Here is a 15,518-nt window from a genome sequence, read left to right as displayed (position 1 = left end):
GGGGCCTTGGACGCGACCTTGGCCTTCGCCGGATCCGCCAGCGCCGGCTGGCACGGTAAGGCCACAACGCAGACGGTCGCGGCGCCAATCAACAAGCTCTTTCGGATCACGCGGTCTCCCACTCAATTCTGTCCCTTAATTCCGTTCATCCCGGCTTTCGCCGGGAGGAACGGAGTGTGGGGAATCAGATGAACACCGCCACGGACTGGCGCGCAACGATCAATGGCGTTCCGGCCGCGTCCCAGACCGCCATGTCCTGGGCGGAGTAGCCGTCCAGCACCGTGTCCGCCCGGCTTTTCATCAGGCGCCAGCCGTCGTCGTCCGCCGAGGGCTCGGCCAGCACGTCCAGCGACCAGGTCATGGTCGAGATCGGGGCGCGTTCGGGAAAGAGCGTGATGGCCGGCGGGGGCAGGGCGTCGGCCAAAGCGACCAGGGCGGCCAGCGACCGGGCGGCGGGGTCCTTGTGGCGGATCCAGACCAGGAAATCCGGCGCGCCGGGCGTGCCGATCCGCGTGCCGCCCGCCAGCCTGAACTCGAATTGCTGGGTGAAGTTGGGACCTGCCCCGCTGGGGAAGAAGTCCGGAGCGTCGGCCAGCGGCGCGGCGGCTGGCATGGGCAGATCGAGATGGCTCAGCCGCGAGTCCCGCGCCGCGCCGAAGGTCAGGATGGCGCGGGTGGCCAGGCCCTGCTCGCCGAACAGGTCGACGCCCATGAACAGGGTCGACTTGCCGCGCCGCAGCACTTGCGTGCTGATCGCCAACTCGCCCGCCGCCGGTCCGACGAAGGCGAACTGGCCCGAACGCAGGGGCGGAGCGTCCGGCGCGGCCTTCAACGCCGCCTCCAGGCACAGCGCCGCCGACAGCCCGCCATAGGTGGTGCGGCCCTGCTGCCAGTCGGGGGTGACCTGGGCGGTGAAGCCGGTGTCGGTCGGGGCGAGGGCGGCGATCAGGTCGGTATAGATGGTCACGGCGGGTCCTTTTGGTTCGCGGCCAAGGTTCGTCTTCTTTCGCTACGGAAGTCAAACGGACAGTCCTCCCCCCGTGGGGGAGGGGGTCGCGCAGCGACCGGTGGGGGAGTTTTCAGATCGAAGATCGCGGGACTGGCCGGCGTCCGATCACGCCCCCCTCCGTCGGCTTCGCCGACATCTCCGCCACGGGGGGAGGACTTCACGCGGACGGCCGCTGAAGAGGTGGAAAGGGTCGCGGAGCGCCGGACATCGTCCGGAGTGTTTTCTAGTGTATACCGTTTCGACGAAGCCGATCGCTCCGCGCCATCGTTATCCGTCCGCGTCCGGTAGGCGGCCCTGTTAAGGCCTAGCCGGATGACCGGTTCGCCGTTTCCGACGAGGGCCGGCGCCGGGGGACGCGGATCCAGAAGACACGCACGCCGATTCCCCAGCTGACGCCGACGGCGGGCGGGCTCCCCAACGATGGGAGTCCCCGGACACGCTGAAGTAACCCCCTTCAGCCCAGTCCCGCTCGATCGCCCCCCGCCGCCGCATCGGTCGCTGGCCATGCGCCCTTTCCTCGCGACGAGGTGAGAGAAGGATACGGGCGCCGGGAGTCACGGAGGATAAGTCTTTTTCAGGCGTTGATTTTGCTTGGGAAACACGGCGGGAGACGGGAGCATGGATTTGTTTCTTGTCCCTCCCCTTATGGGGAGGGTGGCGGCGAAGCCGACGGGTGGGGCTCCGGCGCCCGGCGCTCCATGCGGCCAGCTCCCCCCACCCGACCCCTTCGGGGCCACCCTCCCGCGAGGGGAGGGAAGGATATGTTCTTTTGGCGACTACTTCCCCTTCAACTGGCGATCGAAGAAGTCCAGGTGGGTCTTCAGCACGTGCAGGCCCTTGGTACGGCTGCCGGGGGCGCTGTGGCGCTCGCCGGGATAGAGCATCATCTCGAACGGCGTGGCGTTCTTCTGCAGGGCCGCGATCAGGCGGGTGCTGTTCTCGAAGATCACGTTGTCATCGGCCATGCCATGCAGCAGCAGCAAGCTGTTGGGCTTGAGGTTCTTCAGGCGATTGAGCGCGTCGGACTTGGCATAGCCGTCCTTGTTCTCGTCCGGCTTGCCCATGAACTGCTCGGTATAGTGGGTGTCGTACAGGCCCCAGGCCGTGGGCGGGGCGCCAGCCGCGCCGGCCTTGAACGGGGTGTCGGGCGCCGTCATCAGCATCAGGGTCATGAACCCGCCGTATGACCAGCCCATGACACCCAGATTCCCGGCGTCGACATAGGCCAGGGTCTGCAGGAACTTGGCCCCCACCAACTGGTCGTCGACCTCCACCGTCCCCATGCGGCGGTCCAGCGCCCGCTTGAACTTGGCGGAGCGGTTGGTGCTGCCGCGGTTGTCCAGCTTGAAGATGACGTAGCCGTCTTCGAGATAGGGCCGCTCGCGCACGCTCTGCCAACCCTTGTTCACCGTCTGGGCGTGTGGGCCGCCATAGACCGAAACGATGGCCGGGTATTTCTTCGCCGGATCGAAGCCGATCGGCTTGAGGATTTCGTAGTGCAGCACCTCGCCGTCGGCGGCCTTCAGCACGCCGTATTCCGGAACCGGCAGGGTCGCGGCATAGGGCCAGTAGGGATGGCCCTCGGCCAGCCTGTTTTCCTCGATCCAGCGCACGCGCTGGCCGTCGGGCGCGTAGAGCGCGGTCTGGGGCGGGGTCTTGATGTCGCTATAGCTGCCGGCGAAGGCGCCGTTGGGGGCGACCTTGGCGCTCCACCAGCCGCCGGCCGAGGTCAGGGGTTTGGGCGCGCCATTCTTTCCGCTGGGGGGCTTCCCGTAGGAGACTTCGTAGATGCGGCGCTCCAGCGGCGTCTCGATCGAGGCGCTGAAGATCGCCACCTTGCGGGCCTCGTCGACGCCTTCCAGGTCGGCCATGGGCCAGTCGCCCTTGGTGACCTGGGCGATCAACTTGCCGGTGGCGGCGTGGTGATAGAGGTGCTTGTAGCCAGACTTCTCCGACGACCACAGGAAGCTTCCGTCTTTCAACGGCTTGAAATCGTCGTTCAGCTCCAGCCAGTGGGCGTCGGTCTCGGTCAGGATCGTCTTGCCCACGCCCGTCGCGGGGTCATAGGCGATCAGCTCGAGCGTCTTCTGATCGCGGGCCTGGCGCTGGACATAGAGAGTCTTGCCGTCGGCCGACCAGTCGACTCGGGCCAGATAGATGTCCTTGTTCGAACCCAGGTCGATTTGGATGGTCTTGCCCGAAGCCATGTCCTGGACGAACAGGTCGACCACGGCGTTGGGACGGCCGGCGCGCGGATAGCGCTGCTCGACCACCGTGGCGCCGCCCGGACCGATGTCGGCGCGCGGCACGACATCGACGCCGCTCTCATCGACGCGGGTATAGGCGATGCTCGTTTCGTTGGGGTTCCACCAGTAGCCGGTGAAACGGTCCATTTCCTCCTGAGCGACGAACTCGGCCACGCCGAACGACAGAGCGTCCTTGCCGCCAGCGGTCAAGGCCTTCTCGGCGCCGCCGGTGATCGGCTTGATGTAGAGGTTCTGGTCGCGGACATAGGAGACGAAACCGCCCTTGGGCGAGACCTTGGCGTCGACTTCGTCGCCGGGGGTCTCGGTCAGCCGGCTGACCTTGCCGTTTGCGACGCTGTCCAGATAGAGGTCGCCGTCCAGCGGCACGAGGATGAAGCGGCCCTGGCTGTCCCAGCTATATTCGACGATGCCGCGGGCCGAGACGCGGGCCCGTTCGCGGCGGGCCAGCTCGGCTTCCGACAGCGCCTTGGCGCCCGAGGACAGGGCCGCCGAGTCGATCAGGCGATAGGGCTCGCCGCCCGCCACGTCGGCCGCCCACAGGTCCTGGACATTGGCCGCGTCAGCCTTGCCCTTCAGATAGGTGACGCGCTTGCCGTCCGGCGACAGGGCTACGCCCTTGGCGGTGGGGCCCGACAGGGCCGGATCGGCGAAAACGCGTTCGGGGGTGAGGTTTTGCGCCAGGACCGGCGAGGAGAGGGCGAGGGCGGCCGTGATGGCCAGGAGCGAGGGTCTGATCATGGCGTGGGACGCTAGAGGTGCGTGGGGCGGTTGTCAGCAGGGAAAGTTAGCGTCTGTCCGCCCACCTAGCAGGGCAAGTGTTCGCCGCACGAAAAAGGGCCGGGATCGCTCCCGGCCCTTCGCTCATTTCGGGCGATGAACGACTAGAAGGCCTTCTTCACCGTCACGAACCCTTGGCGCGGCGGCGCCGTCAGCACCGTCTGAGCCGTGCCGGCGGCGTCATTATTGGCGAAACCGCCCGAACCAATGGTGGAGATATAGTCCTTGTCGGTCAGGTTGGTGATGTTGGCCTGGATTTCCAGACCCTTGGTCCAGACATTGTCATCAGGAAACCGATAGCCGACCGTCAGGTCCGCCACGGTGGTTGAAGGCGCCTGACCACCGATGTTTTCGTAGGTGTAGTAGCGCTTGTCGGTATAGGCGACGCCTAGCTTGCCGTAGAAGCCGCTTTGCTCGAACGACACTTCGCCCTTGAAGATGTTCTTGGGCGTGTTGACGACGGTCTTGTCCTTTGTTCTGGCCTTGATCGTGCCGTCTGCGGCGACGACGTCGTCCTCGTACTTCGAGTCGTTATAGGAGTAGGCGCCGTACAGCGACCAGGCGTCAGACAGGCGATAGGTTCCAGCCAGTTCCAAGCCCTTGGTCTCGACCGAACCGACGTTCGACAGCACCGGCGCGTTGCCTTGGATCGTCGCGCCTTGAGCCAAGGCCAGCAGGCGATCATCGAAGGCGACGTGATAGAAGGCCGCCACGCCCTGAAAGCGCTCGTTGTGGTAGCGGGCGCCCAGTTCGATGGTCTTGGAGCTTTCCGGGTTCAAGGTTTTGGCGATGTAGTCGACCCGAGCCTGGCTTTGCGAGGCGAACGGACCGGACGTGGCCGCCGAGACATAGGCGCCCATGTTCTCCGTATAGCCGGCAAACAGCTCTCCGCCGTTTTTCAGATCGTAGACCGCGCCGAACTGCGGCAGGAAGCTGTCCTTGGACTCGATCTTGCCCGACAGGGGAGAGCCGACCACGGTCTTGACGCCGTTCTCGACCTTGATGGCCTTGAAGCCGAAATTGACCTTCAGATCATCCGCCGCGGTCCAGGTGTCTTCGATATGGGCCGTCGTGGTCTTGGTGTCGAAACTGTACTGCCACTGGGTGAAGAACGGGTTGGACTGGAAGTCCAGCGCGTCGCGCGAAGGCGCCGCGGCGGTCTCGGCGTAGAAGCGGCGTGCCTGGTTGAAGTCGTTCTGCTCGGTCCAGAACCCGCCGCTGACGATGTGGGCGCCCAGATCGACGGCTAGTTCGGCGATCAGGCCCTTGCGGTCGATATCGTACTCAGTGGAGCGGATCGATAGGGGGGCGGCCGTCGAACCCGCAGTTCCGAAGCCGGGGCTGGGCACATACGGCGTGTACCACAGGCCCTGACCCTGGTTGGTGTGACCATAGGCGGTGGCGGTGAGGCGGACCTTGTCGGTGATCGGCAGGTTCAGTCCCAGGCCGTAGAGGTCATCGTCGCGGATGCCGGCCCCGGCGTAATAGGAGTCGTCAACGCACTTGACCGGCGCCGGATAGGGATTCGTCCCCGTGCCCGTGTAGCAGCCGTTGCCGTCCAGCCGGGCCGCGCCGGCGGTGTAGTTCGCGGGGTTCAGATAGGCAGCCGCCGTGGACACCGCCGCCGCCCAGTTGGGCTGGAAATTGTCCCAGTCGCGGCCCAAGCGCTTGATCATGTCGAACGACAGGTCTTGGTAGTCTTGCTCGCGGCGCTCCGAGCGATTGTAGAAGGCGGTCAAGTCGCCCTCGCCGATCGGCAAAACGACCTTGAGGTCATATTGGCGCTGCTTCTGCTCGCCGCCGCCCTTCCACTTGTCGGTGTTCTGGTCGGCGATCGACAGATAGCCGCGCAGGCCGCCCAGACCGGCGATGGCGCCACTGTCGACGCGGCCGAACAGCCGGTACATGCTTTCCGAACCCGCTGTAGCGTTGATCTGGGCGCCGAAGGCTTCGGAGGGATCGCGCGAGAAGAACTGCAGCGTACCGCCCAGGTTCGAGGTCGAGGCGGTGCCCAGCGCGCCGGCGCCCTGCGCCAGTTCAACCCGCCCGATGTCCTCGCTGGCGATGGCGCGGCTGATGTGTAGGCCGTTGTGGTTGCCGTAGCTCATGTCGCCTAGCGGCACGCCGTCCAGGGTGAAGCCCAGCTGGTTCTGGTTGAAGCCGCGGATCGAGATGCGGGTCGACCACTCATAGGCGCCGAAGGCGTCGGCCGACTGGAAGGTCACGCCCGGAAGCTTGTCGATCGCCTTCAGCGGGCTGCTGCCGGCGGCTTCGAGCAGCAATTGCTCAGTCTTGAGGGTCTGGACCTGCCGGCTCTGACCTTGGCCCAACACGACGACGGCGTCGACTTCGTTGGCGTCGGCCGGAGCGTCGGCGCCGGGCGCTGGCGTGGCGGCGGAGACGGTCTCGGCGGCGAGGGCGGGCGCGGCCAGCAACAGCGCGCAGGCGGCGGCGCCCAGCATCAGGTGTTGTCTCATAATTGGATCCCCACGCCGGCGCTCAGGGAGAGCGGCGCCGGCTTAGGAACCTCGGGTAACAGCGCTGCGCGACAGTCCTTTGACGCTTTCGTGTCGGGTTTCCGACGGCGGCGCGACGCCGCCGTGACGCTCCGCCACGACCGCCGACATTGCGCAATCCCGCCCCGGGGGCTATCTGAGCGCCCGACCCCCCGATCCGATACGCAAGAGGCCGACGCCCCCCATGGCTCAGCAATATATTTTCCAGATGCAGGGCCTCACCAAGGCCTTCCCCGGTGGCAAGAAGATCTTCGAGAACATCTGGCTGTCGTTCTATTCCGACGCCAAGATCGGCGTCGTGGGCGTCAACGGCTCGGGCAAGTCGACCCTGCTGAAGATCATGGCTGGCCTTGACGACCAGTTTTCGGGCGAGGCCAAGGCCGCCGAGGGCATCCGGCGCGGCTACCTGCCGCAGGAGCCGGTGCTGGATCCGACCAAGGACGTCTGGGGCAATGTCATCGCCGACTGCGAGGACAAGCTGATCTTCGACAAGTACAACGAGATCGCCAACCGGCTCGGCGAGGACTATTCCGACGAGCTGATGGAGGAGATGACCAAGCTCCAGGAGATCATCGACGCCCGCGACCTGTGGGACATCGACTCCAAGGTCGAGATGGCCATCAACGCCCTGCGCTGCCCGCCCAACGACGCCAGCATCGAAGACCTGTCGGGCGGTGAAAAGCGCCGCATCGCCCTGGCGCGCCTGCTGCTCAGCAAGCCCGACATCATGCTGCTGGACGAACCCACCAACCACCTGGACGCCGAGTCGGTGGCCTGGCTGCAGCACCACCTGGAAAACTTCCCGGGCTGTGTGATCCTGGTCACCCACGATCGCTACTTCCTGGATCAGGTCACCAAGTGGACGCTCGAGCTCGATCGCGGCAAGGGCGTGCCGTACGAGGGAAATTACTCCGGCTGGCTGGAGCAGAAGACCAAGCGTGTCGTGCAGGAGCAGTCGGAGTCCGACAGCCGCCAGCGCGCCCTGACCCGCGAACTTGAGTGGGTGCGTTCCAGCCCCAAGGCCCGTCAGGCCAAGTCCAAGGCCCGTCTGGCGAGCTATGATGAAATGGTCGCCGCCCAGGACAACGCCCGTCTGGCCCAGACCCACGCCCACATCCAGATCCCGCCTGGCCCGCGCTTGGGCAATCTGGTGCTGGAAGTCGAGAATCTGGAAAAGGAATATGGCGACAAGGTGCTGTTCAAGGACCTGTCGTTCCGCCTGCCGCCGAACGGCATCGTCGGGGTCATCGGCCCCAACGGCGCCGGCAAGTCGACGCTGTTCAAGCTGATCACCGGCCGCGAACAGCCGGACGGCGGCACGGTCAAGGTCGGCGACACCGTCAAGCTTTCGTACGTCGACCAGTCGCGCGATGCGCTCGACGCCAACAAGACCATCTGGGAAGAGATCAGCGGCGGCACCGACATCATGATTGTCGGAAAGCGCGAGATTAACAGCCGCGCTTACGTGGGCAGCTTCAACTTCAAGGGCGCGGACCAACAAAAGAAGGTCGGCCTGCTGTCGGGCGGTGAGCGCAACCGCGTCCATCTGGCCAAGACCCTGGCCACCGGCGGCAATCTTCTGCTGCTCGACGAACCGACCAACGACCTGGACATCGAAACCTTGCAGGCCCTGGAAGAGGCCCTGGAGGAGTTCGCCGGCTGCGCCGTGGTCATCTCCCACGATCGCTGGTTCCTGGACCGCCTGGCCACCCATATCCTGGCCTTCGAGGGCGACAGCCACGTCGAGTGGTTTGAGGGTAACTTCGAGATGTATGAGGAAGACAAGAAGCGCCGCTTGGGCGCCGACAGCCTGATCCCCAAGCGCATCAAGTTCCAGAAATTCGCGCGCTAGGGCGTTTCCCGACCCGACTGCGTCAGGCCGTGAGCTCTAATCTTCTGTTTTGACGCATTTTTCTTCACGAGAACCGGAACCACTTCGCTCGAAAAATGCTCTAACGCGCCGACTTTTTTCCGGACTCCGCGACAGGGCGGCCGCCAGGGCCGCCCTGTCATCGTTTCTGGATCTACTTTGGTTCGGTCATCGTGCCCGGCGTGGAGCTTGAGCCGGGAAGGTTCGAGCCGGGCTCGGGGCCGGTGGATTCTGGCATGGTCGGCGGTGTAGCCGGCATGCTGCTCGTACTGTCGGAAGGCATGGTCGTGGACGGCATGCTACCGGCCGGCGAGCCCATCGAGGCGCCGGTCATGGCCGGGGCTGCGGGCATGGTCGCCGAGGTGTCGGTCGACATGCCGGTCGAGGCCGAGCCGCTCCACCAGTCCTTGCTGGCCCGGACCTTGGGCGAGGCCTTGAGATAGGCGTCCAACTGCGAATAGGGGATCGGCTGCTTGGGTGCGGCGGCTGCGGCCGAAGCCTTGGCCTGCGGCGCGGCCGAAGCGGCGCCAGACAAGACCATGGCCAGCGCGGCGCCGGCGGCGAGCGTTCTGATCATCATGGGAATTCCTCCAGGATCTTCAGGCGTCGGGGCGGCGCCACGGACAAAACCCGTGGCAAGACAGGGAGTTCACAGCTTAACCTTGCGTGACTTGGGTGGGGGCCGGGAACCCCCGCGTCGTTGGTCGAGTTTGGATGGCGCATTGTTCGCAGGAGTCGCCCATGTCCAACCCACCCCTGACCGGTCGTCCGCCCTCGCTCATCGGCCGCAAGGTGGCCGTCCTGGCCACCGACGGTTTTGAGCAGTCGGAGCTGGATACGCCCGTCGAGGCCTTGAAGGCGGCGGGCGCCACCGTCGAGATCGTCTCGCCGAAGGCCGGCGAAATCCAGGGCTGGGAACATCATGACAAGGGTCACGTCGTGCCGGTCGATCGCGGCCTGGCCAGCGCCGACCCCGCAGGATACGACGCCCTCGTCCTGCCGGGCGGTGTGATCAACCCCGACGCGTTGCGGATCGAGCCGGAGGCCATCGCCTTCATCAAGCACTTCGTGACCAGCGGCAAGCCGATCGCGGCGATCTGCCATGGCCCTTGGACGCTGATCAACGCCGGCGGCGTCGAGGGCAAGCAGATGACCTCCTGGCCATCGCTGGAGATGGACCTCCGCAACGCCGGGGCCTTTTGGGTGGATCGCGACGTGGTGGTCGACCAGGGGCTGGTCACCTCGCGCAAGCCCGCCGACCTGCCGGCCTTCTGCGCCAAGATGATTGAGGAATTCGCCAAGGGACTACACAGCTAGGCAGTTATCTCCCTGCGGTTCTGGGTAGCGCGCGGTTACAACTGGAGTAGTTTGCGTCGCGTTCCGGCGGCTCTATCTCGGGCTCCATCCCGGGATGGAGGAAGCGCATGCCGCAAACGCCCGCCGACAAGCCCCACATCCTGATCTCGCACGAGATGCTGACGCCGCTGCAGTCGATGCTGGAGGGCGCCTACGAGGTGCACCGCCTGTGGGACTATCCCGATCGGCTGGCGTTCCTGGAGGGGCCGGGACGAGAGGTGAGGGCCATCGTCCATGCGGGCGAGATGGTGCTGACCAAGGACCTGCTGTCGGAAATGCCCAAGCTGGGTCTGATCGCTTGCGTCAGTGTCGGCTATGACGGGATCGACGTGCCGTGGTGCAAGTCGCATGGCATCGCGGTCAGCCATTCGACGGGCCTCAATGCTGGTGATGTCGCCGATCACGCGGTGGGTCTGGTGCTGGCTGCCTGGCGGGGCGTCGTCGAGGGCGACACGCGGCTTCGCACCGGCCACTGGACCAACATGGAGCGGATGAGCCCCCGCCATGGCCTGCGCGGCCGCAAGGCCGGGATCGTCGGCCTGGGCCATATCGGCGAGGCGGTCGCCCGCCGGCTGGAAGCCTTCGAGCTCAAGATCTCGTGGTGGGCGCCCCGGCCCAAGGACACCGACCGGCCGCGCGCCGCGAGCCTGCTGGACCTGGCCCGCGACAGTGACATCCTGGTGGTCTGCGCCCGGCCCGACGCCAGCAACCGCCACATGATCGACCAGGCGGTGATCGAGGCGCTCGGGCCCCAGGGCCTGCTGGTCAATGTGGCTCGGGGCTCGCTGGTCGACGAGGACGCCCTGATCGCGGCGCTCAAGGACGGCCGGTTGGGCATGGCGGGGCTGGACGTGTTTGATCACGAACCGACCCCGGCCGCGCGTTGGGCCGGCGTGCCGCACACCGTGCTGACTCCCCACACGGCTGGCGCGACCCTCGACAGCATCCCCGCCATGGTCGGGCTGACTCTGGAGAACCTGCGGCGGTTCTTCAAAGGCGAAGGTCTGGCCTCGCCGGTCGAGGTTTAGGCGGGGAACGGCGCCGCAAAGGGCGTCGAACTGATCGAGGCTCTTGCGCCTTTGCTGACTTGGTCGGAAGCTTGGGCCCGGGATCTCGGGGCGCAAGACCTCGGGGCCGCCGATCGGGCGCGAGAGGGCTAGCATGGCGAAGGTGTTGGGACTGGGTGGGTTGTTCTTCAAGGCGGAGGATCCGGCCGCGGTTCGCGCCTGGTACGCCCGGGTGCTGGGCTTCGAAGTCCACGACTGGGGCGCCACCTTCAACCACCCGAAAACCGGCGCCGTGAGTTGGGCGCCATTCGCCGCCGACACTGGCTATTTCGAGCCGTCGGACGCTTCGTTCATGATCAATTTCATCGTCGATGACCTGGACGGCGTGCTGGCGATGGCCGCAGCCGAAGGGGTTGAGCCGACGGGTCGACAGGACGAGGATCTGGGCCGTTTTGCCTGGTTGATCGACCCTGCTGGGGTGAAGATCGAACTCTGGCAACCGGCGCCTGAGGGGGCCTGAAGCCGAGGCGGCGCAACAAAATCCACTTGCAAAATGGGACATAAAGATATCTTTATATCCCCATGAAGGCGTCATCCGAAAAGGTTGTGGATCTGCTGCGCGCGGCCGGGGAATCGACCCGTCTGCGCCTGCTGGCGCTACTGGCCCATGAGGAACTGTCGGTGCTGGAGCTGTGCCGAATCCTCGATCAGAGCCAACCCCGCGTATCACGCCATCTGAAGCTGCTGGCCGAGGCCGGGCTCGTCGAACGCTTTCCCGACGGCGCCTGGGTCTTCTACCGTCTGGCCGCCAAATCGCCGGGCCGGGCCCTGATCGCCCAGGCGCTGGACCTGATTGACGCAGCAGATCCTGCCGCGCGCGCTGACGGCGAGAAGCTGGCCCGGGTGCGGACCGAGCGCGCCGCCGGCGCCCAGGCCTATTTCGCCCGCAACGCCGCGCGCTGGAACGAAATTCGCTCGCTCTATGTCGATGAAGCCGAGGTCGAGGCCGCTATCCTGCAGGCGGCCGGTGAGGGGCCCTTCGATGAGATGGTCGACCTGGGGGCCGGCGCGGGTCGCATGCTGACCCTGCTGGGGCGTCGGGCGGGCACGGCTTTGGGTTTGGATCTTTCACAACAGATGCTCAACATCGCCCGCGACGAGGTGGCCAAGGCCGGCCTGGTCCAGTGCGAATTGCGACATGGCGACATCTTCGCCACCGGCCTGCCGGGCGGTTGCGCCGATCTGGTGACCGTTCACCAGGTGCTGCACTATCTCGGCGACCCGGCTGCGGCCGTGGCTGAGGCCGCCCGACTGGTGGCCGACGGCGGCCTGCTGTTGATCGCCGATTTCGCGCCGCATGATCACGAGTTCCTGCGTGAGGCGCACCAGCATCGCCGCCTGGGCTTCGCCGACGGCGAGATCACCGCCTGGGTCGAGGCTGCGGGCCTGGTGCTCGACAGCAACATCGCCCTGCCGCCGACCAGCAACGAAGGGCTCACCGTCAAGATCTGGACGGCTCGCCGTCCCGCTATCAAGACCGCCGAAAGAAGCGCCGCATGACGACCCCGCTCGACCCCCGTGTGCTCGACCCCCGCGTCCTTGGCCCGGTCGCCCGCGCCGGCGAACGCACCGACCGCCCGCGCGTCTCGTTCGAGTTCTTCCCGCCGAAGACCGAGCAAATGGAGGAGAACCTGTGGGCGGCGATCAATCGGCTGGCTCCGCTGGATCCGGCCTTCGTCTCGGTGACCTATGGGGCCGGCGGCTCGACCCGCGAGCGCACCCACCGCACGGTCAAGCGCATCCTCGAAGAGACCAGCCTCAAGCCCGCCGCCCACCTGACTTGCGTCGGCGCCAGCCGCGCCGAGGTCGATGAGGTGATCCGCGAATATTGGGAGACCGGCGTACGCCACGTGGTGTCGCTGCGCGGCGACCCGCCCCCCGGCGAGGGCGGCATCGGCGGCGTCTATGTGCCCCGCGAAGACGGCTACAAGAACGCCACCGAGCTGACCTCGGCCTTGAAGGCCGTCGCGCCGTTCAATGTGCTGGTCGGGGTCTATCCGGAAAAGCATCCCGAAAGTCCGTCGATCGAGCACGACATCGAGGTGCTGAAGGCCAAGATCGACGCCGGGGCCACGCTGGGCATCAGCCAGTTCTTTTTTGACACCGACGCCTTCCTGCGGTTCGTCGACAAGGTCCGCGCCGCCGGCATCACCATCCCGATCGTGCCGGGCATCATGCCGGTGACCAACTTCAAGGGCCTGGTGAAGATGTCCAGGGCCTGCGGCACGGCTGTGCCTGGCTGGCTGGCCAATCTCTTCGACGGCCTGGACGACGACGCCGACACCCGTCGCCTGCTGGCCTGTTCGGTGGCCGCCGAGATGTGCGCCAAGCTGCAAGAGCAGGGCTTTTCGGACTTCCACTTCTACACCCTCAACCGGGCCGACCTCGTCTACGCCATCTGCCGCGTGCTGGGCGTCCGCGAGACCGTCCCGGCGCCTTCGGAGGCCGCCGCATGACCGATCTGACCTCCCGCCCAGATCTTTCGACAAGAAGGGGCCGCGTCGCGGCCCTGAGGGCCGCCGCCAAGGAACGGATCTTGATCCTCGACGGCTCGTGGGGCGTGATGTTCCAGAAGCGCAAGCTGAGCGAGGCCGACTACCGCGCCGAGCGCTTCGCCGACTATGACGGCCAGATGAAGGGCAATAACGACATCCTCTGCCTGACCCGGCCCGACATCGTCGCCGATCTGCATCACCAGTATTTCGCGGCCGGCGCCGACATCTCCGAGACCAATACGTTTTCCGGCACCACCATCGCCCAGGCCGACTATCGCCTCGGGGCCGACGTGGTGCGCGACATCAATTACGAGGGCGCGCGCATCGCCCGCGCCGTGGCCGACGAGTGGCTGGCCAGGGAGCCGGAAAAACCGCGCTTCGTGGCCGGCTCGATGGGGCCGCTCAACGTCATGCTGTCGATGTCGTCGGACGTGAACGACCCCGGCGCGCGCAAGGTCACATTCGACCAGGTCTACCAGGCCTATCGCGAGCAGGTGGCCGCGCTGCACGACGGCGGGGTGGACCTGTTCCTGATCGAGACCATCACCGACACGCTGAACTGCAAGGCCGCGATCAAGGCGATCATGGACCTGGTCGACGAGGGCTATGAGGAGCTGCCGATCTGGATTAGCGGCACCATTACCGACCGCTCGGGCCGAACCCTGTCAGGCCAGACGGCGGAAGCCTTCTGGAACTCGATCAAGCACTGCAAGCCGTTCGCCGTGGGCTTCAACTGCGCCTTGGGCGCCGACCTGATGCGGCCGCACATCGCCGAGATGGCTCGCATCGCCGACACCCTGGTCGCGGCCTATCCCAATGCTGGCCTGCCCAACGCCATGGGCGAATATGACGAGGAGCCGCACCAGACCGGCCACCAGCTGCACGAGTGGGCCAAGGACGGCATCGTCAACATCCTGGGCGGCTGCTGCGGCACCACGCCGGACCACATCAAGCATGTGGCCGACGAGGTGCGCGGCGTGAAGCCCCGCGCGATCCCCGAGCGCCCGAAGGCGATGCGCCTGGCGGGGCTTGAGCCGTTCGAGCTGGCCTAGGGGCTCCGATCCGATCGCATCGGATCAGGCCTCTCGATCATTGTTTCCACGCATTTTCTTCACGCGAACCGAACGCCGCTTGGCTTGAAATGCTTTAGAGATTTCACGATGCGCACCACCATTCTCTTCGGCGGCATGAGCCGCGAGCGTCTCGTCTCGGTAGCCAGCGCCAAGGCCTTGGCCACGGCCTTGCCAGGCGCCGACCTGTGGTTCTGGGCCCCGGACGACAAGGTCTATGTCGCCAGCGACGCGGTGCTTCAGGCCCATCAGCGGCCGTTCGAGCTGGACCTGCCCACCGAAGGGGCGTCGATTGGCGGCATCGAGGCGGCGCTCGACAAGGCCAAGGCCGAGGACCGCGTTCTGGTGCTGGGCATGCACGGCGGCGAGGCCGAGAACGGCGACCTGGCCGCCCTGTGCGAGGCGCGGCGCGTGGCGTTTACCGGTTCGGACTCCAAGTCCAGCCGCCTGGCTTTCGACAAGATCGCGACCAAGGTCGCCATGGCTCAGGCCGGCGTCGATGCGCCTTCGACGGTCGAACTGGCCGACGCCGAAGCGGCTCTGGCCAAGTACGGCAAGCTGGTCGCCAAGCCGGTGGCCGATGGCTCCAGCTACGGCCTGATCTTCGTCAACGGTCCCGCCGATCTGGAAACCCTCGAAGAGGCCGCCGGCTCGGCAGCCTATGTCATCGAACCCTTCGTGGCTGGGTTGGAGGCCACCTGCGGCGTGCTCGAACAGGCCGACGGTTCGCTGATCGCTCTGCCGCCGGTCGAGATCCATCCCGCCGACGGAGCCTTCGACTACGCCGCCAAATATCTAGCGGCGGCGACCCGTGAGATCTGCCCCGCCACCTTCCCCTCGGAGATCATCGCCGCCATCCAGACTGGCGCCCTCAAGGCCCACGAAACCGTGGGGGCCGGCGGCTATTCGCGCAGCGACTTCATCGTCACGCCGAACGGCCCGATCTTCCTGGAGATCAACACCCTGCCAGGCATGACCGCAGCGTCCCTCTATCCCAAGTCGCTGAAAGCCCAGGGGATCGCCTTCACCGACTTCCTGGCCGGCCAGATCACCTTGGCGACGGCCCGCGCCAAGACCGAGGCGGTTTGAGC

12 protein-coding genes are annotated in these 15,518 nt (G+C 66.1%); 8 read left to right on the top strand and 4 right to left on the bottom strand.

The annotated features are described in order from the left end of the window. Window positions 1-184 precede the first annotated feature (184 nt). From ACP694_RS14670 to ACP694_RS14660, 3 genes are all read right to left on the bottom strand, one after another. Window positions 185-967 (bottom strand): acyl-CoA thioesterase, encoded by a 783-nt coding sequence (locus tag ACP694_RS14670; RefSeq protein ID WP_426013534.1) that lies wholly within the window; start codon window positions 965-967, stop codon window positions 185-187. Between the two features lie 818 nt (window positions 968-1,785). Beyond that, the gene (locus tag ACP694_RS14665) at window positions 1,786-4,014 is read right to left on the bottom strand and encodes a DPP IV N-terminal domain-containing protein (RefSeq protein ID WP_426013532.1); all 2,229 of its coding nucleotides are present in this window, start codon (window positions 4,012-4,014) and stop codon (window positions 1,786-1,788) included. 143 nt (window positions 4,015-4,157) lie between these two features. Then, complete coding sequence (locus ACP694_RS14660) at window positions 4,158-6,530, bottom strand: TonB-dependent receptor (RefSeq protein WP_426013530.1); 2,373 nt, start codon at window positions 6,528-6,530, stop codon at window positions 4,158-4,160. 223 nt (window positions 6,531-6,753) lie between these two features. Here ACP694_RS14660 and ettA point away from each other — a divergent pair, with 223 nt between their 5' ends. Further along, complete coding sequence (gene ettA / locus ACP694_RS14655) at window positions 6,754-8,421, top strand: energy-dependent translational throttle protein EttA (protein WP_426013529.1); 1,668 nt, start codon at window positions 6,754-6,756, stop codon at window positions 8,419-8,421. A 172-nt stretch (window positions 8,422-8,593) separates the two neighbouring features. On the opposite strand, the gene ACP694_RS14650 is transcribed toward ettA, so the two are convergent. Then, window positions 8,594-9,019 carry a hypothetical protein gene (locus ACP694_RS14650; protein WP_426013527.1) on the bottom strand — a complete coding sequence of 142 codons (426 nt, stop codon included), beginning with the start codon at window positions 9,017-9,019 and terminating at the stop codon, window positions 8,594-8,596. A gap of 161 nt (window positions 9,020-9,180) precedes the next feature. Here ACP694_RS14650 and ACP694_RS14645 point away from each other — a divergent pair, with 161 nt between their 5' ends. The 7 genes from ACP694_RS14645 (at window position 9,181) to ACP694_RS14615 (ending at window position 15,516) form a co-directional block, all read left to right on the top strand. Further along, window positions 9,181-9,756 (top strand): type 1 glutamine amidotransferase domain-containing protein, encoded by a 576-nt coding sequence (locus tag ACP694_RS14645; RefSeq protein WP_426013525.1) that lies wholly within the window; start codon window positions 9,181-9,183, stop codon window positions 9,754-9,756. A gap of 107 nt (window positions 9,757-9,863) precedes the next feature. After that, window positions 9,864-10,823, top strand: a complete 960-nt coding sequence (locus ACP694_RS14640) for a 2-hydroxyacid dehydrogenase (protein ID WP_426013524.1) — start codon at window positions 9,864-9,866, stop codon at window positions 10,821-10,823. Window positions 10,824-10,956: 133 nt separating this feature from the next. Next, the gene (locus tag ACP694_RS14635; protein ID WP_426013523.1) at window positions 10,957-11,322 is read left to right on the top strand and encodes a VOC family protein; all 366 of its coding nucleotides are present in this window, start codon (window positions 10,957-10,959) and stop codon (window positions 11,320-11,322) included. A 62-nt stretch (window positions 11,323-11,384) separates the two neighbouring features. Beyond that, window positions 11,385-12,362: an ArsR/SmtB family transcription factor gene (locus ACP694_RS14630; RefSeq protein ID WP_426013521.1), complete on the top strand. Its 978-nt coding sequence runs from the start codon at window positions 11,385-11,387 to the stop codon at window positions 12,360-12,362. Then, window positions 12,359-13,318, top strand: coding sequence for a methylenetetrahydrofolate reductase [NAD(P)H] (gene metF, locus ACP694_RS14625; protein WP_426013520.1), 960 nt, complete (start codon window positions 12,359-12,361; stop codon window positions 13,316-13,318). The genes ACP694_RS14630 and metF overlap by 4 nt, the downstream gene beginning before the upstream one ends. Then, window positions 13,315-14,409: a homocysteine S-methyltransferase family protein gene (locus ACP694_RS14620; protein ID WP_426013518.1), complete on the top strand. Its 1,095-nt coding sequence runs from the start codon at window positions 13,315-13,317 to the stop codon at window positions 14,407-14,409. Before metF ends, ACP694_RS14620 begins: the two co-directional genes overlap by 4 nt. Window positions 14,410-14,517: 108 nt before the next feature. Then, window positions 14,518-15,516 carry a D-alanine--D-alanine ligase family protein gene (locus ACP694_RS14615; protein ID WP_426013517.1) on the top strand — a complete coding sequence of 333 codons (999 nt, stop codon included), beginning with the start codon at window positions 14,518-14,520 and terminating at the stop codon, window positions 15,514-15,516. The last annotated feature ends 2 nt before the right edge of the window (window positions 15,517-15,518 follow it).

The organism is Caulobacter sp. DWR2-3-1b2, from assembly GCF_049896345.1.
Classification (GTDB): domain Bacteria; phylum Pseudomonadota; class Alphaproteobacteria; order Caulobacterales; family Caulobacteraceae; genus Caulobacter.
This window is presented reverse-complemented; position numbering and strand designations above follow the sequence as displayed.

Excerpts from the sequence above, each read along its gene's own strand:
- ACP694_RS14665 (WP_426013532.1), bottom strand. The coding sequence starts at position 4,014 with ATGATCAGACCCTCGCTCCTGGCCATCACGGCCGCCCTCGCCCTCTCC.
- ACP694_RS14660 (WP_426013530.1), bottom strand. The coding sequence starts at position 6,530 with ATGAGACAACACCTGATGCTGGGCGCCGCCGCCTGCGCGCTGTTGCTG.
- ettA (WP_426013529.1), top strand. The coding sequence starts at position 6,754 with ATGGCTCAGCAATATATTTTCCAGATGCAGGGCCTCACCAAGGCCTTC.
- ACP694_RS14650 (WP_426013527.1), bottom strand. The coding sequence starts at position 9,019 with ATGATGATCAGAACGCTCGCCGCCGGCGCCGCGCTGGCCATGGTCTTG.
- ACP694_RS14645 (WP_426013525.1), top strand. The coding sequence starts at position 9,181 with ATGTCCAACCCACCCCTGACCGGTCGTCCGCCCTCGCTCATCGGCCGC.
- ACP694_RS14640 (WP_426013524.1), top strand. The coding sequence starts at position 9,864 with ATGCCGCAAACGCCCGCCGACAAGCCCCACATCCTGATCTCGCACGAG.
- ACP694_RS14635 (WP_426013523.1), top strand. The coding sequence starts at position 10,957 with ATGGCGAAGGTGTTGGGACTGGGTGGGTTGTTCTTCAAGGCGGAGGAT.
- ACP694_RS14630 (WP_426013521.1), top strand. The coding sequence starts at position 11,385 with ATGAAGGCGTCATCCGAAAAGGTTGTGGATCTGCTGCGCGCGGCCGGG.
- metF (WP_426013520.1), top strand. The coding sequence starts at position 12,359 with ATGACGACCCCGCTCGACCCCCGTGTGCTCGACCCCCGCGTCCTTGGC.
- ACP694_RS14620 (WP_426013518.1), top strand. The coding sequence starts at position 13,315 with ATGACCGATCTGACCTCCCGCCCAGATCTTTCGACAAGAAGGGGCCGC.
- ACP694_RS14615 (WP_426013517.1), top strand. The coding sequence starts at position 14,518 with ATGCGCACCACCATTCTCTTCGGCGGCATGAGCCGCGAGCGTCTCGTC.